Origin of the sequence: Psychrobacter sp. Cmf 22.2 (genome assembly GCF_001921745.1) — a bacterium.
Taxonomy (GTDB): Bacteria; Pseudomonadota; Gammaproteobacteria; order Pseudomonadales; family Moraxellaceae; genus Psychrobacter.
Genome location: NZ_MRYA01000002.1, coordinates 560,374 through 580,897, shown reverse-complemented (window position 1 = coordinate 580,897; position 20,524 = coordinate 560,374). Strand labels below are relative to the sequence as shown.

The following is a 20,524-nucleotide window of genomic DNA, read 5'->3' as shown; positions in this document are numbered from 1 at the left end:
GTATTCCCTCTCAATTAATCCAGTTTATTTTGCTTGAGCCATTGCGATAGTAGTTCTGCAATCTGCTGACTGTTTAAATCTGAAAATGGGAAATGAGTATTTCCATAAATACCAATATCAGGCAAATGTACCAACTGCGCATTACCGCCATGCTGATTGATTTTATCTACCCAAAGCTGCGCCATTTTTAGGCGTACACGCCAGTTGTCCTGCCCTGCGTATTCTTGTCCTGCATAGCCATTTTTTTCAGTTGGAATATTATCGCCATAATAAATAATGATCGGCGTTTTGGTCAGCTTCTGAAACTCTGCCATTTTTACAGGGGTGGCCGTTAATGTGCCTGTGGCGCTCGGCATCGGCTCAGGCAGCTCATTTTCAGGAAAAACAAAACCACTACCTGGCTCATAGGCAACGATACCTTTGACCTGATCCGATTTGATAGCTGTCCACCAACCTGGCCCACCGCCTTGTGAGTGAGTAATCAGCACTGCATCACCTGATCTTTTTAAAACTTCAACCATTGCATCGCTAATAACTTGTTCGTCATAAGCACCCGTATTCGGTGTCATTTGACGAAAGTATTGGTTTAAAGCGGCTGGATCTTGCGAGAACTGTACACCCTTAAAGAAGTTTGGATATTGTCCTATACGGAACATATTAAACAAAGCCTGATCAAGGGTAGTAGCAGGTACTTCGGCTGCTACGGTAGATTGTCCTGCTTGTCCTCTACGTGGTTGATCAACGACGTAAACTGGGAAATTCTGACGTAGGAAAATCTCTTGAAATCCCTCACGACCATCAGGAGTAGTTCCCCAAGTTTTTGCCGATTGACCAGCACCATGTAAAAACACCAATGGATAAGAACGAGCATGTTCAGGAATTTGATAAAACACTGAAGCATGATCACCATGCAAAGTTTGACCTTGTGGGTTAAAGAGTTGTTTATCGTCAAACTGACCTGCACTTTGAATTACTTTACCACCTGCAGCGAAGTTTCCTTGCTCAGCTATACTTAAAGCAGTGGACTGATGTGGACTGATCGAACAGCCTGAAATAATGCCTGCAAGACAGATCGAAATCAGTGTGTTTCTGAATATGAATGTTGTATTGGTCATTTTTTCAAGCTCTCCGTTATTGTAGTTGCTGTAAAACACTTTGGGTGTTGTTTGCCAAATCTACCCCAATGGATTGCTGTAAAGTAGCTACAATTTTTTGCATCTGAGTATTATTCACACCTAAATTGCGGGTGATTCTTAAGTGCGAACGCAGTTGAGCATTGACATCACCGAGCGCTGATAAAGTACTGACTACCACTAACTCACGTTCTAAAGGCGATAAATTATCTCGGCTAAATAAATAACCAAACAAATGGGCTTTTAAAGCATAATCCATCGTTGGTGAGAAATTTTCAAATAGCGGTTTTGTATTGTCTTTGATAGATGTTTTATTCAAATAAGCGAGTCGCTCTATACCCAATTGATAGTAATTGGTATCACTTGTCAAAGTGCTTGGTATTGCACCTTGTACATCCTTAATACCCTGTTTTTCACGTTCCTCCAATAAGCTTTTAAAAGTTAGCATTCCATTTAATGCACGTGGAAAACCAGCATAAGCATATTGATGGGCAAAAACTTCCTTGATTTCATTTACTGTTAAACCGTTTTCCAATCCTTTGACTAATGCTGGTTTAAGCTTCTCAAGATTGCCTGTCGCATTAAAGGCTGCAATCGGAATCAAACTGAGTTGCTTCTGGCTTAATATCACAGAGGTATTTGCTTTAGGCTGTGCTGACGTTTGCAGTTGAGCCGGCAAATTCACTTTTTCCAGCCATGTGACGCTTTCACCATCTTTGGCAACAGGACTAATCGCAATATGCGACATTGGGCTATACTCGCTTGCACCATGCCAATGTTTGACATTGGGTGGACACCAGATAGTATCGCCCTTATTAATAGTCTGAATGGGCTTACCCCATTCTTGCGTACGTCCCTCGCCCTCTGTCACAATCAAATACTGGCCATGTGGATGGCTATGCCAATGAGTGATCGTACCTGCTGCAAAATTGACGACAGCTGGTGCAACATCACCTTGTGAGGGTATCACAGGAAAACGGGCAAAGTTGGCTTGTCCTGAAAAATTACTGGCAGGCGCAGATTGAGTATCAAGCTGATCTGCTAGAGTGATCTGTTGCTCCATTTTATCATCTGCCCAGACCATAGCTGAAAGGGAACCCATCAAAAATAAGGCATACACTTGATTTCTTATCATATGTTCTATCATCCCTGTTTAAGTAATAAAGCAATGATTCAAGGAAACTTATCAAATCACTGCCTTCATTATGCAAAGCACAAATTTTTCTATTTCAGCGTTTTGCCATAAAATGCAGTCAATTGATTCATTGCCTGCTTGACGTACTCAGGCTTCCAATAGGTTTCAATATGCGTAGCATTTGGAATCTTAAATAAGGTTTTATCTTTTGTGCCGGTGGCTTTGGCAAAAGCATCTTCGGTCATATAAAGGCTGTCTGCCTTACTACCTGCAATCATCAGTAATGGCTGATTGATCAATTCAATTTGATCAGTGGCATCCCAACGCATCAAATCAAGTAAACTGCTCATGGTGTATTTAAAGGTTGAATTTGGATGAGCATGCGTTCTCCAATAGTATTCATAACCTTGACGATACATTTCAAATGGTAGTGCAGCAATTTGCTCATCGGTCATATCTGCATCGCCTGCATAGAGAACATCGCCTCCTTTAGCTTCTTGAGCACGAGCATCCGTGGCTTGTTTTAAACGCTGTTGAATAGTATCTAGCTGCGAATCCATAAAGCCGTTACGACGTACTCTTCCAGAATTGAACATACTTAAAGTCGCCACTACTTTAAAACGTTTATCTGTTTCTGCGGCTGCCAATGAATAGCCTCCACCGCCACAAATCCCAAGTAAGCCCAAACGGTTGTTATCTACCCCTGTATATTGGGTAATAAAATCTGCCATACCGTGTACGTCTTCAATACGATTTGCAGGTTTATCAACACTACGAGGCTGACCACCACTTCCACCCTGATAAGCTGCATCAGCGGTGATGGTGATATAACCTTGTTCAGCCAAACGCTGAGCATATAACCCTGCAACTTGTTCTTTAACGCCGCCATTCGGATGTGCTACTACAACCGCAGGATATTTCTTATTTGCATCATAGTTGGCTGGGGTATAGACATTGGCAACAATATCCAGACCATTGAGTTTATAACTGACTGGATGAATATTGACCTGACCTTTGATATTTTCAGTAATTGCACCACCATAGACTAAGTCAAAAGGATTGTCCTTTTTATCTGCTGCAATAGCTGCACCTGAAGTTGTGATCATTGCCGACATTAAAATGGTTTGTAAAACTTTCATGATCTCTCCTAAATTTTACGTTTAGACATCCATTTTTCGACCAGCTAGCCATTCAATCATGGTGGGGTCGCGATGCGAGAAGAATGCGCTAGTGGCGGTATCCATTGCTGTGATTTGAATCATGTCCTCAATCGATAATTCAAAGTCAAAGATATCAATATTTTCCTGCAAGCGTTCTTGGTGTACTGATTTGGCTAAGGACACTACATTGCGTTGTAATAACCAGCGTAGTACCACCTGTCCAACGGATTTACCGTATTTCTTGCCAATCTCAACAAGTACAGGCTGGCTGAATAAATTATTCCGTCCCTCTGCAAATGGTGCCCAAGCTTCTGGCTGAATATCATGGGACTGCATCCATGGTACGGCATGAAGCTGTTGATTAAATGGATTCACTTCAATTTGGTTCACCGCTGGTTTGACTTTATTAAATGCAATCAGATCGGCTAAGCGATCAGGGTGAAAATTACTCACCCCAATTGCACGGATTTTCCCTACTGCATACAGTTCTTCCATTGCTCGCCATGCACCATGTACATCACCAATCGGCTGGTGAATGAGATACAGGTCAAGATAATCCAGTTGCAAACGGTTCATAGAACGCTCAAACTGGGCTTTTGCACCTTCATAACTAGCATCCTGTAACCATAATTTTGTGGTCACAAATAAATCTTCACGGGTAACCTGGCTTTGGCGAAGTGCATTACCCACTTGGGTTTCATTCTGATAAGAGGCTGCGGTATCAATCAATCGGTAACCTGCATCAATTGCATGCAATACAGCTTGTTCACATTGCACAGGATCATTTATTTGGAATACGCCAAAACCGGCGATTGGCATTTCAAGATCATTATTTAATCGAATTGTTTTCATTGCGATCTCTCATCACGTATATAGTATTGACTGAAAATCCACTATACCCTAACAATAAACAATATATTAGTTAGGTAAATTCGATTACATTTATATAAATATTTGATTAATTACACTTAATTAACAAAAAAAATGTCATTTTTATTTTGAGGTGGGAAATGTCTGAAAACTTAAACGATTTAAAAGCTTTCGTTGTGATTGCCCAAACAGGAAGTTTTACTAAAGCCGCCGGACAATTAGGCGTATCGCAGTCAGCCCTTAGCTATACTCTTAAAACGTTGGAACAACGTCTTGGGATTAAATTACTAAACCGCACCACACGCAGTGTTTCGCCGACACAAGAGGGTGAGCAACTGCTGAATGATATTGAACCTCTCATTACAGGGATTGAACAAAAACTCTATAACCTAAATGAATTTCGTGATTATCCTCGTGGACGGTTGAGAATTAATGGCACTGAGCTCAGTCTCAATTTTTTATTGTGGGAAAAGTTAGCCAAATTTTCATATGAGCATCCCAATATTCAATTAGAACTCACCACTGACTATACTTTTTCAGATATTGTCAAAGATCGTTATGATATTGGGATTCGTCTCGGACATCATGTCGATAAAGACATGATTGCTGTGCAAGTCAGTGATGAATTGCAAATGATTACGGTGGCATCACCCGATTATCTAAGAACTTATGGTACGCCACACATTCCTGAAGAGTTGCACCAACACCGTTGTATTGGGATGCGTTTACCTACCCACGAACAGATCATGGCGTGGGAATTTAAAAATTTAGAAAAAAACAATGAGGTGGTGAGTCTCAAACCTGAATTTGTCATGGTCGTGAGTCATGCTAGACTCAAAGTCAAGGCTGCCTTAGACGGACTGGGTATTACTTGGTTACCCAAAGCAATGGTTGAATCAGAGTTGATCAATGGTGAGCTTGTGACAATACTAGAGGATAGGGATATAAGTTATTCCGGTTACTATATGTATTATCCTGCTCGACGAGAGTCTTCGCTACTGTTTAGACTTTTAATCGACGCATTACGTTGATATCAAATTAATATAGGGCAAACGGATGCTTATATTAAAGTACCGTGCCTTTTAATATAAGACTTACTTTCCAGGTTCATGAACTATGTTTCAAGATTCATGTGAAAATAGTTTCAAAAACAATATAAAACCATTAGTTCATGAACTTACTTTTTTTTATATTTGAAAAAATATATTTAAGTTATTGATTTAATTACATGTTTTTATATCACTATTAGTGAACTGAACTCTAGGTAAACATAAGTTAAATAAACTATTTTATAACTATAAGATGCATTGTTGGTTCGCATGGTTAGACACTATTAGATACTTATAAAAAAAGGGATAACTTAATATCCCTTTTTTGTGTTTAATCAATTCCTACCAGCTATAACCTAAGCCTACACCACCAGAAGTCTCATCTTTGGTGAAAGCGCCACCGACACTGACACTTGCATTAGGATGGATGACACGTTGATAGCCGACTGAAACCGCTTGCTCAGATCCTTGAAAACCTGCACCTATGCCTATACGGTTTTTACCTGACAGACCTGATGTACTCGTGGCCATGTTTAACATAGCGGCACTCATCGCACCCTGACGATCAAAACGCTCATCGACCTCTCGAAAACGTCTGTCAGTCTCAACCTCATAACTTTGGAATGTGTTATTCAAAGTCGCTATACCAGTATCAGTATAGGCATTGGCCGTTTCGATAGCGTTCGTTTTTTCAGCTTGTAGTTGTCTGACGTTTACCGCATCATGCTCATCAGTGCCATCAGCGACATTTATTATTTGACGTTGGTTACTAGCAGAGCCAACGGATACGGTGTTGTCACGGTCAAGATCAGAGCTAACAGAACTAGAGTTATTGCCTAATACCACTGCGTTTTCAGCTGAAGTATTAACATTGTTACCTACTACAAAAGTATTATCGCCCAACACCGTGTTGTCGTTACCGAAGCTGTAACTGTTGTCGCCACTGACGACACTTGGGTCACCAATCGCTCCAGAATGGTCTCCTGTGACCTTATTACCTGTACCTATACTAATGGATTGCACACCGCTTGCTTCTGCCCCATCACCAATGGCAATAGATTGCTCGCCTTCACCTTGCCAGGCTGCGTTATTAGCGCTCGTAGCATTATTATCTATAGCATCTCCCTCTACCGACCTCATACTTGCATTGTCGGCAGTTGCAAACTCTGCAAACGTAAACCTACTGATTTCATTCTCAATAGGTGCAGGTCCAATAGATGCAGGCTGAATCATAGCTGACTGCGGGGCAACTAAAAAGTTTCTTTGTAACACTAGTATTTGATCATCGACGTAACGTTTATTGGCAGCATCATAATCGTTTTTTGGATCAGCAACGTTGGTGATACGTTTCTCGCTACCTACGCGGCCCACTGAAATGGTATCTACCTCATCCGCAAGAGAATTATGGCCAATGGCCGTGGCACGTGCTGCTGTAGCGCGGCTGTTACTTCCAAATACGCTACTAAAACTACTTGAGGCAATATTTCTATAACCCACCGCACTACTATTAATGCCCGTTGCTTTATTAAAAGAGCCTAGCGCACTGCTATATTCACTATCCGCGTCATTTTTGTAACCCACCGCACTACTTGCATTACCTGATGCTATATTGGAGCGACCTACTGCACTGCTAGCATTACCTGATGCGGTATTGGAGCGACCTAGCGCACTGCTATTAATACCCGTTGCTTTATTAAAAGAGCCTAGCGCACTGCTATATTCACTATCTGCGTCATTTTTGTAACCTATCGCACTACTTGCATTACCGGATGCGATATTGGAACGACCTATTGCACTACTAGCAGCACCTGAAGCCTCATTGGAAACACCTACTGCATTACTCACAGCACCTGTTGCCGTATTAGAGTGCCCTAGCGCATTGCTGTTTTCACCTGAAGCATTATTCTCGTTACCCACTGCACTGCTATACATACCCGATGTACGATTAGCATGACCTAGTGCACTGCTCCAAAAGCCCTCTGCTCTATTAGAATTACCCATTGCACTACTATATTCCCCCGATGCCGTATTGCCACTACCTAGTGCACTGGTCCCAAAAGTCGTCGCCGTATTGCTATCACCTATAGCATTACTAAAGGCTCCTGTTGCACTATTGGTATAACCTACGGCACTGCTATAATCTGATGTATTATTGTTATAACCTATGGCACTGCTAAAATAACCCGCCGCACTATTGCTATTACCTAATGCACTGCTATTCCTCTCTTTTGCTTCATTACTGAAACCTATCGCACTGCTATTGAACATACCACTTGCCGTATTGTTGTAACCCACCGCGGTGTTATTTTCCTCACCTGCTGCTTCATTGTTATACCCTACCGCACTACTATTAATACCCGATGCTGTATTATTAGCACCCATCGCACTACTGTTTTCACCTGATGCATCATTGATATAACCTACGGCACTGCTGTTTTCGCCCGATGCCGTACTCTCGTTACCTGATGCACTACTATACATACCTGATGCTTCATTGCCACGACCTAGAGCGTTACTAAAAAAACCCGACGCTCTATTACCAGCACCCATCGCAACACCATACTCTTCTACTGCCGCATTGCCATTACCTATTGCAACGGTCCCCCAAGTCTGCGCGTTATTGTTACTACCTACCGCACTACTTTCATGACCGGATGCCTTATTATTATAACCTATAGCATTGCTACTATCGTGCATTGCTTGATTTTTACTACCGACTGCACTACTAAATATACCCCCTGCCATATTATCAAAACCGACTTCAGTACTGAATGAAGGCATTGGATTTTCATCAAGGTCTACATCACTACTGTTTTTATTCAAATCAATGTAACTCGGATCTGTATTATCAAACCCAGTATCGGCCCAGACAGTAGCGCTAATCGCTGTCATACCAAGAACCAAAGCTTTTAGAGTCAGTATTGGATAATTAGATGAACTGTTGGATGAATGACTAGATAGGCTAATCGTTTGGCTAATACTACCAGTTACGCCGCTGGTTTTGCCTGCACTTTTTGCCGTCTCAGAGGTGACTACCACCTGCCCTAATGATTGGTTCCAAATTTTTTTGAATATCTTATTCACTGCTTGCTCCTTCACTTTAAAAAATACTTTCAGTTAGTATTCATCAAAGCGAATATGTTTACAAGCTTACAAAATGTAAATATAGCGTAATTATTTATTACTACTCTATACAGGAAAATATGATGAGAATATTAGCGAACAATTTTCTATCCCTCTAATAAATGAAAAAATTAATCTCTTATAAAGTATATGGTATTCCTACAACTATCGGAAATATACCACCCATATAAAAAACACGCTCTACTATTGAATAATAATTATCCAATAATAGAGCGTGTTTAACGCTACTAGATTAGTAGCCTACCTCTAAGTATTACTAATTTACGACTAATTTTCTTTTAATCTCAATTCTTTTTTAGATAAAAATAGTTGTTTATTAAAAATAAAACTTGATAACAAAAGTTTGTTTAAATGGTTTTGTTTGTATTTGTTGTTTTATTATAATATTTGATTATCGTTTTATAAATAATTATTATTAATATTATATTTTATCTTTAAATATTTTTACTATAAATTTAAGGTCATTCTTTATAAAACTCATTTTAAGTACTTACAATTTGATTATATGTCACAACGATTAGTTATTCGTTTCTCGATATAGGGTACTTTGCGCTTCCTCTGCAAAATCTTCATAGCTAATTATAGCTTCACTATCGCTATTTTTGATAAGATCAGCTTCTGTATCGGTCGTTGGAGCTACTTCAGTAACCAGTTGTGTTGTGCTAGGCTTTGATAGCGTATCTTTTATTTGTTCATCGCTTAACTTAGATTCGTCGATTGGATCGTCTACCGGTAATTCATCTGTAGTTACAGTGTTATCTAACAAATTTGCCTCACTTATATCGTCAGATTTCGCTACCATCTCTTCATTACTCAATGGCTTTATGCTCGCAGCCTCTGCTTCATCAACGCTCATCACTGTTGTATTTGAGCTTTTTGTAGCTGACTCACTATTGGCAAATATACCTGTCATAGTGAGTATGGCAACCACAAGACCACTAAGCAGTAATCCGCACACAATACCAATAATCAATAACTTGATCTTTAGGCTACCAATTTGCTTATCTTCTGTTACGCTTGTCTGTTTGATATCAGAGTCTGCTTCTAAATCAGTTGGTGTTGCAGGTGTCGTTACAGGTGCGGGCGCGTTATCATTTTCATTGTCAGGCGTAGGGTCTTCATGTAAGGATAGTAAAGACAGCTCCAACCCATTATCAGTATTTGCTTTAGAGGTCTCTAGTTGTTGAGTATCGATTTTTTGATCATGATGTGGGATCTGTTCAGTCTCTAAAAAGAGTTGCCCCTCTATATTATCTAAAGGCTCAGATACAGTTTTTGTATGAGATAATTTTTCTTTAAAATTGGTATTACTTGAGTTTTTGTCAACATTAGATTCACCAATACCCTGCATGCGATTTATAAAACGCTCGTAGATATCACTCGTTTTGTTGGTTTTTCTGTAGACGTTGTCAGACGACTTTTCTTTTACATTTGGCGTATTTTTGTCCAAGTCACTATTTTTCAGGTTGTTATTGTCTGATTCTTTATTATCTAAATCAGTGTCTTCTAAGCTGCCGTTATCCAATTCATTCATATGTTAATAAACCAAGTAATACCGTTAATATTAAGTGCTTGTAAAAATTACGTTATCATAATTGCGCTATGATATTGATCATTTAATTGATTTGCAGATAACACTCTTTATTCAATCAAAGAAGAAAAAGCTACTATGATAGGACTATAAACAATGGATTTAAAGCAGATCAATGCCTTTATTGCTATCGCTGAGCTCAAAAGCTTTAGTGCTGCTGCCAAAAAAACAGGCTTATCACAGCCTAGTCTTAGTCGCCAGCTAAAACAGCTTGAGGCTGATATGGACGTGTTACTGGTTGATCGTTATCATCGGCCTCTACAACTAACCGAAGCCGGTCAGTTCTTTTATGATAAAGTCCGTGCAGTATTGACAGAGCTCAATACCGTCACCAGCATGACTCAACGTTTATCAGCGCCCAGTATGGCACTTAACATAGGTTTTGTACCATCAGTGCTTTATGGGCACTTGCCAGATATCATTGCGTCCTTAAAACAGCAAAATCCTGATATCGAAGTTAATCTTAAAGATATCAGCTCATATCAACAAGTAGAAGCGTTAAAATCGGGTGAAATTGACATCGGCTTTGGGCGTTTTGCTCATCAAGATGCATGGATACAGCAAATTCTATTGCATCATGAACGCTATTTGGTGGCATTGCCTAAAGCCCATCCGCTTGCTCATAGCACAGACCAACGCTTGATTGATTTGGCAAACAACCGCCTAATTCTATATCATCAAACTCATTTGCCCGTATCTACTCCTGCAGCCACAGCATTGCCCAACAAAAATGGTGAGACAAATAGCAAGTCGTTATCGGTTAGCGAACCTGTCACCGAGCCTTTGTTGCACCTGTTTGCAAGGTACGGCATCACCCCGCTGATGACGACCGAGGTGAGCGACTTACAAGTTGCGCTTGGACTTGTGGCGGCAGGCGAAGGGATTACTTTAGTACCAGCCAGCCTAAAAACGGTACGTACCGAACAAATTAGTTATCAGCGCTTGATTCATGAGAATATCACCTCTCCTGTGTACTTACATACACTAAAAGACTTCATTCATCCTAAGATCCCCAATCTCTTAGATGCAATCTATACAGTGTACGAACAACGTGGTATTACTTATCGACGGCAGTGGTTTATTTAGTGTCTAAGCGGCTTTTTTTATCAGCACAATTATTATCGCACGTGAGCATAGGTGTGCTAAAGTCGCTATTGTCATTTTTCTTTCGTTTAAAAAGGAGCTCATCACAAGGTAGTGAGAGCCGATCAAATATACATTGAGGTATTTATGACCACACGACCAATTGATAACCCCGATGCGGTTAGCACCGCTCAACAAGAAGGCTTTAGCTGGCGTATCTTTGGGCCAGGGATTTTGATGGCGACTGCTGCTATTGGTGGCTCTCATCTGATTTCATCGACGCAGGCAGGTGCCATATACGGCTGGCAGCTGGCCATTATGATTATCCTTGCCAACGTCTTTAAATACCCGTTTTTCCGCTTTGGCACCGAATACGTCTATGATACGGGCGAAAGCTTGATTGCAGGATATGCCAAACGCTCAAAAGCTTACCTATGGGTATACTTCATTCTCTCTATCTTATCTGCGGTAATTAGTACTGGTGCCGTGTCCTTGATTGCAGCGGTCATATTGGGCTTTATGTTGCCCGCCTCCCTTGGTATCTCAACCATTGGTCTATCGCTCATCATCGTCGTAATCTGCTGGGTATTTTTGATTGCAGGACACTATAAGTTATTAGATGGCGTGACCAAATGGATCATGATTGCCTTGACTCTAGCGACTGTCGCTGCTGTAATCATCGCTGCTGGCAAACCAACTGTGATGACTGCCGACTTTATACCCGCCTCTCCTTGGAACTTAGCAACGTTAGGGTTTATTGTGGCACTAATGGGCTGGATGCCCGCGCCATTGGAGTTTGCAGCCATTACCTCCATGTGGACCTCTGCCAAAAGAAAGGCGGACAACACCACTTATCGCCAAGGCTTACTCGATTTCAATGTGGGCTTTTTAGTTTCTGCTATCTTGGCCTTATTTTTCTTGTCGCTCGGTGTGTTCGTACAGTATGGTTCAGGGCAAGAGATTGAGCTGGTTGGCGGTGCTTATATCAATCAGCTGATCAATATGTATACAGCCACTATCGGTGAATGGTCAAGACTGCTGGTCGCGTTCGTCGCCTTTATGTGTATGTTTGGAACGACAATTACCTGTGCAGATGGTTATGGCCGTGCCAATGCTGAGTGCTGGCGTTTGATAAAAGGCGAAGGTGAAATCAATAAAAAACAGATTGCCTTTTGGACAACTTACGCCATCGGCGGTGGGCTGGTGATTATTACTTTCTTTACTGGGCAATTGGGCGCGATGCTTAAGTTTGCCATGATATCCGCCTTTGTCTCTGCCCCTATTTTTGGTTGGTTAAATTATACCTTGGTCAAAAATCATAAAAAACTATCATTTGGTATGAACGCTTATTCGATTGCAGGCTTGCTGTTTTTAAGTGGTTTTGCTTTATTGTTCTTAGCCAATCTCGCCGGATTATTTGGTTAATATTTTTGTCAAAGCTGTAACAGACAACGTGTCATGTCAGGCTCTTATAGCTTCTAGCTATAAGGGCTTTTTCATTATCAGACATATAAAACAATTACAACGTGAAAGGCATTTTAATAACACTCTGACAATCGACTATAATCAGTATAAATGTAACTAGATATTTCAGAATAAACCATTTAAAAATTGTTGTTTTTATTAATATGCATAACAGAATGAAGATAACCTCATTATATAGATAGTATTATTCAATAAATGAATACTGTTAAATTAACTTAATTTTTAATAAATATTTACTAAATTTATATTAGCAATGATCCCTTCCAAATTAAGACCAAATGCGTATACTCTAAGTTAATAAAAATTTGACCAGACAAGATATTGACCAAGGTTTTATCTGGCGACAATAAGATTAACCCTCTACCTAAGGATTCTTAAATGACCTCATTATCAGCTGGTGCTCGCTTTCGCAGCGCCATAAAACAAAAGAACGATAATAATCAGCCGCTACAAATTGTCGGTACTATTAATGCCTACACGGCAATGATGGCAACGCAAGTGGGACATCAAGCGATCTATCTGTCTGGTGGCGGTGTCGCTAATGCCTCATTTGGTCTACCTGATCTTGGTATGACTAGCCTTGATAACGTGCTTGAAGATGCGCGCCGTATCACTGATGCCGTCGACACACCATTATTGGTCGACATCGATACGGGATGGGGCGGTGCATTTAACATTAGCCAAACCGTAAGAAAAATGGAAAAAGCAGGCGTGGCAGCCGTACATATCGAAGACCAAATCGCCCAAAAGCGTTGTGGTCATCGTCCTAATAAAGAAATCGTCAGTATCTCAGAGATGGTAGACCGTTTAAAAGCAGCCTTAGATGCCAAAACTGACCCTGACTTTGTGGTCATGGCGCGTACTGACGCACTATCAGTTGAAGGGCTTGATGCGGCGGTTGAGCGTGCGGTTGCTTTTCAAGAAGCCGGTGCTGATATGATCTTTGCAGAAGCTTTAACTGACATTGAGATGTATCGTAAATTTACTGATGTACTAGATATTCCGGTACTGGCCAACATGACTGAGTTTGGTCAAACTGACCTGTACACCACTGAGCAGCTACATGGCGTAGGTGTCGATATGGTGCTATATCCATTATCAGCCTTCCGTGCGATGAACAAAGCGGCATTAAATGTTTATCAACATATCTTAGATGACGGCACCCAAGAAAATGTCGTTGATACCATGCAGACGCGCATGGAGCTTTATGACTTCTTAAATTATCACGAGTTTGAGCAAACACTAGACAAGCTGTTTGCTGATAATAAGTAAGAAAAAACTAAGTAAGGTATAAACTTGTTTTTTCAAGCACTTTTAACAGTGAATGCTGTTTAACCCAATCACCTTAACAACAAGCTACCAACAAAAGGAATTTAATCATGGCAGCAGGCAAACAACTATCAGGCGCAGGACTACGTGGTCAGGTCGCTGGCAAGACCTCATTATCAACTGTCGGCAAATCAGGCTCAGGTCTTACTTACCGTGGTTATGATGTCAAAGACTTGGCTGAGCAATGTATCTTTGAAGAAGTGGCTTATCTACTGCTTTATGGCAACTTACCCACCCAAAGTGAGCTTGATGCTTATCAAGCCAAACTCAAAAAGATGCGTGGTCTGCCACAAGCATTAAAAGATGTGCTTGAGCGTATTCCAGCGGAAGCTCATCCAATGGATGTATTGCGTACTGGTTGCTCGATGCTGGGTAATCTTGAGATGGAAACCGACTTTGAACAGCAAAATGATAAAACAGATCGTATGCTGGCGGTGTTCCCCTCAATCATCAACTACTGGTATCGCTTTAGCCATGACAATGTACGTATCGAGACTGAAACCGATGATGACACTATCGGTGGGCACTTTTTACATCTGCTCAAAGGCGAGAAGCCAAATGAGCTACACGAGCGCGTGATGAACGTTTCACTTATCTTGTATGCAGAGCATGAGTTTAATGCCTCTACCTTTACTGCGCGCGTTTGTGCTTCTACCTTGTCAGATATCCATTCTTGTATCACGGGTGCGATTGGCTCATTACGCGGTCATTTGCATGGCGGCGCTAATGAGGCGGCGATGGATATGATTGAAGACTTTAGCTCACCAGATGAAGCCGAAAAAGAGATGATGGCTATGCTTGAGCGTAAAGATAAGATCATGGGCTTTGGTCATGCAATTTATAGCGAATCTGATCCGCGTAACGTCATCATCAAAGAATGGGCGGAAAAACTGGCTGAGGACGTTGGTGATACGGTTTTATATCCAGTATCTGTGCGCTGTGAAGAAGTCATGTGGCGTGAGAAAAAACTGTTCTGTAATGCTGACTTTTTCCATGCCTCAACCTATAACTTTATGGGTATCCCAACCAAGCTATTTACCCCAATATTTGTCTGCTCGCGCCTGACTGGCTGGGCGGCTCACGTTTTTGAGCAGCGCGCAAATAATCGTATTATTCGCCCAAGTGCAGAGTACATCGGTGAAGAGCCAAGAGACGTACCTACTATCGCTGAGCGTGGTTAATTAATCATCATTATTTACTTAGTTGTTTCATTATAGGGTGCGTATGGCGCACCCTATAACTCTCTAAAATTGCCGTAACATTTATTTAGCAAAACCTATTATTCATAATATATTTTGCTAAATAAATACTTTGACACCTAATAAAACCCACTATAAAGGAAAGCACGCCATGAGCGACAGCAAGCAGCCTTTAACGCAAGTTAATCCGCAAGCCATGAATGAGCAATATAAAAAGCCCCTGCCCGGTACCGAATTACATTACTTTGATGTCGAGCAAGCCGTCAATGAAATTGAGCCGGGTGCTTATGCTAAGCTACCTTTTAGCTCAAAAGTATTATGCGAAAACCTCGTGCGCCGCTGCCCACCCGAGGATTTGGCCGAGGCACTGTCACAGCATATCTACCGTAAGCAAGAAGTGGATTTTCCTTGGTATCCTGCCCGCGTCGTTTGCCACGACATCTTAGGACAGACTGCGTTTGTTGATCTTGCAGGTCTACGTGATGCCATCGCCGCAGAAGGTGGTGATCCATCCAAAGTTAACCCCATCGTACCGACGCAATTGATCGTCGATCACTCCTTAGCGGTCGAGCATGCAGGCTTTGAAGAAGATGCGTTTGAAAAAAACCGTGCCATCGAAGAGCGCCGTAACGAAGATCGTTTTCACTTTATTAACTGGTGCCAATACGCCTTTGATAACGTCAACGTCGTACCGCCTGGTAACGGCATCATGCACCAAATAAATCTTGAAAAAATGTCGCCAGTGGTACAAGTCGTCGCTGACCAAGACGGCGATGCCATCACCTTCCCTGATACCTTGGTCGGTACTGATAGCCACACACCAATGGTCGATGCGCTCGGCGTTATCTCTATCGGTGTCGGCGGGCTAGAAGCCGAAAGCGTGATGTTGGGCAACCCTTCATACATGCGCTTGCCAAACATCGTTGGCGTTGAGCTAACAGGCAAGCTGCAAGAAGGCATTACCGGTACAGACTTAGTACTGGCGATGACAGAGTTTTTACGTGAAGAAGGCGTGGTCTCAGCCTACCTAGAATTTTATGGCGAAGGCGCGCGCAATTTGACTGTTGGCGACCGTGCTTCTATCTCGAATATGACACCAGAGTACGGCGCAACTGCTGCGATGTTCTCCATCGATGAGCAAACCATTGATTATTTACGTCTCACCGGACGCTCAGAGCAGCAAATCGAAACAGTTGAAGCCTATGCCAAACAGGTTGGTCTTTGGGCAGATGGCCTAAAAGATGCCGAGTATGAGCGTGTATTACGTTTTGACTTATCGAAAGTCGTGCGTAACATCGCAGGCCCGTCACGTCCCCATGCACGTGTATCGACGACTGATCTTGTCAAAGAAGGCATCGCCCACGGTGAAAACGAAAAACTACCAGAACCAAAAGATGGTCTGATGCCGGATGGTGCCGTCATTATTGCTGCTATCACCAGCTGTACCAACACCTCAAACCCGCGCAACATGGTGGCTGCCGGTATTGTCGCTCGTAATGCGGTGGAAAAAGGCCTTATTCGCAAACCTTGGGTCAAGTCGTCACTCGCGCCAGGCTCAAAAGCCGTTAAGCTGTATTTAGAAGAAGCCAACTTATTGCCCGAGCTACAAAAACTGGGCTTTGATGTCGTCGCCTTTGCTTGTACCACTTGTAATGGCATGAGCGGTGCGCTCGATCCAGAGATTGAGCAAGAGATCATCGAGCGGGATTTATTTAGTACCGCCGTATTATCAGGCAACCGTAATTTTGATGGCCGTATCCATCCGTATGCTAAGCAAGCTTTCCTTGCTTCACCGCCTTTGGTGGTCGCCTATGCTATCGCTGGTAATATCCGTTTTGATATTGAAAAAGACTCACTCGGCAAAGACCAAGATGGCAACGATGTGTATCTAAAAGACATCTGGTTTGAGGACAGTGAAGTCGATGCTATCGTGGCTAAAGCCGTCAAACCTGAGCAGTATAATGCCGTCTATATTCCGATGTTTGATGAAGCCAAAGCACAGGCAGGTCGTAATGAAGCGTCGGTTATCGACCCTCAGTACGACTGGCGTGAGATGAGTACTTATATCCGTCGCCCTCCTTATTGGGAAGGTAAGATGGCCGCGATGAATAAATTAAAAGGTCTGCGCCCACTAGCCGTACTTGGCGATAACATCACAACCGATCACATGTCACCATCGAATGCGATCATGGGCGACTCTGCAGCTGGTGAGTATCTCGATACCATGGGACTGCCTGCTGAGGACTATAACTCATACGCCACGCACCGCGGTGATCATTTAACCGCGCAGCGTGCCACCTTTGCCAATCCAAAGTTATTGAATGAGATGGTACGTGACGAGGAAGGTAACGTCATTCAAGGCTCACTCGCTCGTGTGGAGCCAGAAGGTCAAGTCATGCGTATGTGGGAAGCGATCGAAACCTACATGAATCGTGAGCAGCCGCTTATCATCATCGCTGGTGACGGCTATGGTCAAGGCTCAAGCCGTGACTGGGCTGCAAAGGGCGTGCGCCTCGCTGGCGTAGAAGTCGTCGTGGCTGAAGACTTTGAGCGTATCCACCGTCAAAACTTAGTCGGTATGGGTGCACTTCCCGTACAGTTTAAAGAAGGCACCAACCGTGAGACGCTAAATATCGATGGTACAGAAATCTTTGATATCGAAGGTGAAGTATCGGCGGGCGGCGATATGACGCTAGTGATTCATCGCAAAGACGGCACAGTCGATAAAGCCCCAGTTATCTGCCGCCTAGATACGGCTGATGAAGTGAAGATGTACAACTCTGGCGGTATGTTACAGCGTTTTGCCAAAGAGTTTATTGAAGGCACGCTAGATATTGCGTAAGCGTCAAGGCATAGCGTATAAGTAATAAATAAGCCGATGTTATATAAAGATATGGCATCGGCTTTTTTAAGCTTATATTTCCTAACTATTTGTACTGCCTAACTATGTGGATTTGGCAAATGATGCCGATGGCGTTTAACAGTATCGAGCTTAAAAACTTAGCTTTAAAGCATTAACTTAACATCACGATAAAAGTTCTCATGTGTCCCTAGCATAAGCAGCGTAAGAACGAGCTGACCATCATCTATCTGATAAGCTAATAACGTTAACTGTTTTGCCATTTTAAATTTGTGGACGCGCACAGACGAAAGATCACCTGCTTTGAGTGTTCCTAAATGAGGATCATCAACGATTGCGTGCACAGCCTTATCAAGGTCTGATTTTTGATTCTTATGTAACTTTTTAACCGCTTTTTTGAACCCATGAGACTGAATAACACGTAGAGATTGAGTCATATTTTTTCCAGATTAAACTATCCAAATTCATAAGGCTCAGTCATACCAGCATCAACCTCGGCTTGTGCAATTAATAACTGACGAACAAATTCGTAGGATAAATCAGGATTATCTTCCATAATTTGACCGATAGTTGCCCAGTGCTCAATCTGCTTCGGTGGTGTCCGGTGTTGTGCTTTTGCAATAGCATGAGCTTTGTCAACCAGGGACTTATTAAGTCGTATACTCGCAGTGGACATAACGTCCTCCTTATTTAATAATACTAACCTTTGTGGTATTTTACCACAAACAAGAAATATTAACTATTCACACTATAATAAGACTTAAAGGAATGAAAACCATGACCCAACCAAAATTCGCACCGCAACTCTCTGTTCCCGCCACCTATATGCGTGGCGGCACCTCAAAGGGCACCTTCTTTAAATTATCTGATCTACCTGAGCGTTGCCAAGTGGCAGGCGAGTCGCGGGATAATTTCTTATTGCGTGTCATCGGTAGCCCTGACCCGTATGGCAAGCAAATCGACGGCTTAGGCAATGGCAGCTCTAGTACGTCAAAAACGGTGATATTGTCTGAAGCAAAACAAGCTGATCATGACGTCAATTATTTATTTGGACAAGTTAATATCGCAAAGCCCATGATTGACTGGGCGGGTAATTGCGGTAACTTAACCGCCGCCGTGGGTGCTTGTGCGATAAATATGGGTTTGGTTGACGCGGACAAGGTTTCTAGTAGCATTGATAAAGACGCGGACAGCGGTATCTGCGAAGTGCGTATTTGGCAAGAGAATATCAGCAAAACCATTATCGCTCATGTACCTGTATACAAAGATAAGAATGGCCAGGTGCAAGTGCAAGAAACAGGCGACTTTGAACTCGATGGCGTGACCTTCCCCGCTGCTGAGGTCAAAATCGAATTTATCGATCCAGTCGATTCATCCAGTGATATGTTTCCGACCAACAACCTCGTCGATGACTTTGATGTCTCTGGTTGTGGTCTAAATATCGATAGCGTCAAAGCGACCTTTATCAGTGCAGGTATCCCGACAATCTTTATGCAGGCAACAGACTTAGGGTTTAGCGGTACGGAGCTACAAGGCGATATTAATAGTGATAGTGAGACCTTAGCCAAGTTAGAGGCTATCCGTGCGCGTGGCGGTGTGGCAATGGGACTCTTTAAAGACGAGAGCGAGGCACAAACCAGCCAACATATTCCTAAGATTGCGTGGGTAGCACCAGCACAAAGCTATAGCGCCTCGAGCGGCAAAGCAGTCAATAAAGATGACATCAATCTTGTGGTTCGCGCGATGAGTATGGGACAACTGCATCATGCGATGATGGGTACAGCAGCGGTCGCCATTGCGGCAGCAGCGACCACGCAAGGCACACTAGTCAATGAGGCGGCAGGCGGTGGCGAGCTGTCAGAGGTTCGTTTTGGTCATCCATCAGGAACACTGCTGGTCGGCGGCAAGACTGAACAAGTCGCTGGACGCTGGCAAGCCAAAAAAGTCTCCATGAGTCGTTCTGCTCGCCGAATTATGGAAGGCGCGGTATTTGTGCCAGCGGATAGTTTTTAACCGCTAATTTTACTCTCACCGTATATCATTAACATCCCGCCTAGAGTGACTAAGGCTAAACCAGTAATTTTATAGATATCTATCGTTTTGACCTCTAAGCCAAACAACCCAGTCTGGCTTAGAATCAAGGCAAAATACATTTGTCCTAGAAAAACCCAGAGCAATGTATTACCTGCGCCTATCTTTGGCGCGGCAATAAACATAAACAAGATATAAAAGCTGCCCAAGAATCCTGGTAACCACATCCACCATGTCGCATTTTCAATTATTGGCGGTTTAATACCACCACTCATCATATAGGACAGCACTAAAGAAGCCAATGCACCTCCTAAGTATAAATAAAAGGTAGATTGGATTTGAGAGGCTTGCGTACTTTCTCGAAAAGCGTTGACAATAGCCAGCTGGAGCGGAACAATGGCACCTCCTAATAGGCTAATCAAGATATAAGGAAGTATTTTCAAACGGCGTTCACC

16 protein-coding genes are annotated in these 20,524 nt (G+C 42.5%); 7 read left to right on the top strand and 9 right to left on the bottom strand.

The window, feature by feature from the left end; all coding sequences use genetic code 11:
- Positions 1-14: 14 nt before the first annotated feature.
- From BTV98_RS06570 to BTV98_RS06555, 4 genes are all read right to left on the bottom strand, one after another.
- The gene (locus tag BTV98_RS06570) at positions 15-1,115 is read right to left on the bottom strand and encodes an alpha/beta fold hydrolase (RefSeq protein WP_075103217.1); all 1,101 of its coding nucleotides are present in this window, start codon (positions 1,113-1,115) and stop codon (positions 15-17) included.
- Between the two features lie 16 nt (positions 1,116-1,131).
- Positions 1,132-2,268: a carboxymuconolactone decarboxylase family protein gene (locus tag BTV98_RS06565; protein ID WP_227511747.1), complete on the bottom strand. Its 1,137-nt coding sequence runs from the start codon at positions 2,266-2,268 to the stop codon at positions 1,132-1,134.
- Positions 2,269-2,357: 89 nt separating this feature from the next.
- The gene (locus BTV98_RS06560; protein WP_075103216.1) at positions 2,358-3,407 is read right to left on the bottom strand and encodes an alpha/beta hydrolase; all 1,050 of its coding nucleotides are present in this window, start codon (positions 3,405-3,407) and stop codon (positions 2,358-2,360) included.
- Between the two features lie 21 nt (positions 3,408-3,428).
- A complete protein-coding gene (locus BTV98_RS06555) occupies positions 3,429-4,280 on the bottom strand; it encodes an aldo/keto reductase (RefSeq protein ID WP_058368823.1) in 852 nt (283 codons plus the stop codon).
- 158 nt (positions 4,281-4,438) lie between these two features.
- On the opposite strand from BTV98_RS06555, the gene BTV98_RS06550 reads away from it, so the two are divergent.
- Complete coding sequence (locus BTV98_RS06550; RefSeq protein ID WP_058368822.1) at positions 4,439-5,329, top strand: LysR family transcriptional regulator; 891 nt, start codon at positions 4,439-4,441, stop codon at positions 5,327-5,329.
- A 360-nt stretch (positions 5,330-5,689) separates the two neighbouring features.
- Here BTV98_RS06550 and BTV98_RS06545 read toward each other — a convergent pair whose 3' ends face one another.
- Positions 5,690-8,431, bottom strand: a complete 2,742-nt coding sequence (locus BTV98_RS06545; RefSeq protein WP_083606123.1) for an ESPR-type extended signal peptide-containing protein — start codon at positions 8,429-8,431, stop codon at positions 5,690-5,692.
- Positions 8,432-9,008: 577 nt separating this feature from the next.
- Positions 9,009-10,025: a hypothetical protein gene (locus BTV98_RS06540; RefSeq protein ID WP_058368820.1), complete on the bottom strand. Its 1,017-nt coding sequence runs from the start codon at positions 10,023-10,025 to the stop codon at positions 9,009-9,011.
- 153 nt (positions 10,026-10,178) lie between these two features.
- On the opposite strand from BTV98_RS06540, the gene BTV98_RS06535 reads away from it, so the two are divergent.
- The 5 genes from BTV98_RS06535 (at position 10,179) to acnD (ending at position 18,020) form a co-directional block, all read left to right on the top strand.
- On the top strand, positions 10,179-11,168 hold the full coding sequence (locus tag BTV98_RS06535; RefSeq protein ID WP_058368819.1) for a LysR family transcriptional regulator: 990 nt from the start codon (positions 10,179-10,181) through the stop codon (positions 11,166-11,168).
- A 144-nt stretch (positions 11,169-11,312) separates the two neighbouring features.
- Entirely contained in the window at positions 11,313-12,590 is a 1,278-nt protein-coding gene (locus BTV98_RS06530) for an NRAMP family divalent metal transporter (protein ID WP_058368818.1), read from the top strand.
- A 438-nt stretch (positions 12,591-13,028) separates the two neighbouring features.
- Positions 13,029-13,922 (top strand): methylisocitrate lyase, encoded by an 894-nt coding sequence (gene prpB, locus BTV98_RS06525; RefSeq protein ID WP_058368817.1) that lies wholly within the window; start codon positions 13,029-13,031, stop codon positions 13,920-13,922.
- Positions 13,923-14,029: 107 nt separating this feature from the next.
- Positions 14,030-15,160 carry a 2-methylcitrate synthase gene (prpC, locus tag BTV98_RS06520; RefSeq protein ID WP_058368816.1) on the top strand — a complete coding sequence of 377 codons (1,131 nt, stop codon included), beginning with the start codon at positions 14,030-14,032 and terminating at the stop codon, positions 15,158-15,160.
- Between the two features lie 214 nt (positions 15,161-15,374).
- Positions 15,375-18,020, top strand: a complete 2,646-nt coding sequence (gene acnD / locus BTV98_RS06515) for a Fe/S-dependent 2-methylisocitrate dehydratase AcnD (RefSeq protein ID WP_082638018.1) — start codon at positions 15,375-15,377, stop codon at positions 18,018-18,020.
- A 164-nt stretch (positions 18,021-18,184) separates the two neighbouring features.
- Here the strand turns inward: acnD and BTV98_RS06510 are convergent, their stop codons facing one another.
- Entirely contained in the window at positions 18,185-18,475 is a 291-nt protein-coding gene (locus BTV98_RS06510; RefSeq protein WP_058368814.1) for a type II toxin-antitoxin system RelE/ParE family toxin, read from the bottom strand.
- A gap of 17 nt (positions 18,476-18,492) precedes the next feature.
- On the bottom strand, positions 18,493-18,714 hold the full coding sequence (locus BTV98_RS06505) for a hypothetical protein (protein WP_058368813.1): 222 nt from the start codon (positions 18,712-18,714) through the stop codon (positions 18,493-18,495).
- Positions 18,715-18,815: 101 nt separating this feature from the next.
- Between BTV98_RS06505 and prpF the strand changes: the two genes are divergently transcribed.
- Positions 18,816-20,051 carry a 2-methylaconitate cis-trans isomerase PrpF gene (prpF, locus tag BTV98_RS06500; RefSeq protein ID WP_058368812.1) on the top strand — a complete coding sequence of 412 codons (1,236 nt, stop codon included), beginning with the start codon at positions 18,816-18,818 and terminating at the stop codon, positions 20,049-20,051.
- On the opposite strand, the gene BTV98_RS06495 is transcribed toward prpF, so the two are convergent.
- Positions 20,048-20,512 carry a DMT family transporter gene (locus BTV98_RS06495; protein WP_058368811.1) on the bottom strand — a complete coding sequence of 155 codons (465 nt, stop codon included), beginning with the start codon at positions 20,510-20,512 and terminating at the stop codon, positions 20,048-20,050. The two genes, prpF and BTV98_RS06495, sit on opposite strands and share 4 nt — an antisense overlap.
- Positions 20,513-20,524: the final 12 nt, after the last annotated feature.

Excerpts from the sequence above, each read along its gene's own strand:
- BTV98_RS06570 (WP_075103217.1), bottom strand. The coding sequence starts at position 1,115 with ATGACCAATACAACATTCATATTCAGAAACACACTGATTTCGATCTGT.
- BTV98_RS06565 (WP_227511747.1), bottom strand. The coding sequence starts at position 2,268 with ATGATAAGAAATCAAGTGTATGCCTTATTTTTGATGGGTTCCCTTTCA.
- BTV98_RS06560 (WP_075103216.1), bottom strand. The coding sequence starts at position 3,407 with ATGAAAGTTTTACAAACCATTTTAATGTCGGCAATGATCACAACTTCA.
- BTV98_RS06555 (WP_058368823.1), bottom strand. The coding sequence starts at position 4,280 with ATGAAAACAATTCGATTAAATAATGATCTTGAAATGCCAATCGCCGGT.
- BTV98_RS06550 (WP_058368822.1), top strand. The coding sequence starts at position 4,439 with ATGTCTGAAAACTTAAACGATTTAAAAGCTTTCGTTGTGATTGCCCAA.
- BTV98_RS06540 (WP_058368820.1), bottom strand. The coding sequence starts at position 10,025 with ATGAATGAATTGGATAACGGCAGCTTAGAAGACACTGATTTAGATAAT.
- BTV98_RS06535 (WP_058368819.1), top strand. The coding sequence starts at position 10,179 with ATGGATTTAAAGCAGATCAATGCCTTTATTGCTATCGCTGAGCTCAAA.
- BTV98_RS06530 (WP_058368818.1), top strand. The coding sequence starts at position 11,313 with ATGACCACACGACCAATTGATAACCCCGATGCGGTTAGCACCGCTCAA.
- prpB (WP_058368817.1), top strand. The coding sequence starts at position 13,029 with ATGACCTCATTATCAGCTGGTGCTCGCTTTCGCAGCGCCATAAAACAA.
- prpC (WP_058368816.1), top strand. The coding sequence starts at position 14,030 with ATGGCAGCAGGCAAACAACTATCAGGCGCAGGACTACGTGGTCAGGTC.
- acnD (WP_082638018.1), top strand. The coding sequence starts at position 15,375 with ATGAATGAGCAATATAAAAAGCCCCTGCCCGGTACCGAATTACATTAC.
- BTV98_RS06510 (WP_058368814.1), bottom strand. The coding sequence starts at position 18,475 with ATGACTCAATCTCTACGTGTTATTCAGTCTCATGGGTTCAAAAAAGCG.
- BTV98_RS06505 (WP_058368813.1), bottom strand. The coding sequence starts at position 18,714 with ATGTCCACTGCGAGTATACGACTTAATAAGTCCCTGGTTGACAAAGCT.
- prpF (WP_058368812.1), top strand. The coding sequence starts at position 18,816 with ATGACCCAACCAAAATTCGCACCGCAACTCTCTGTTCCCGCCACCTAT.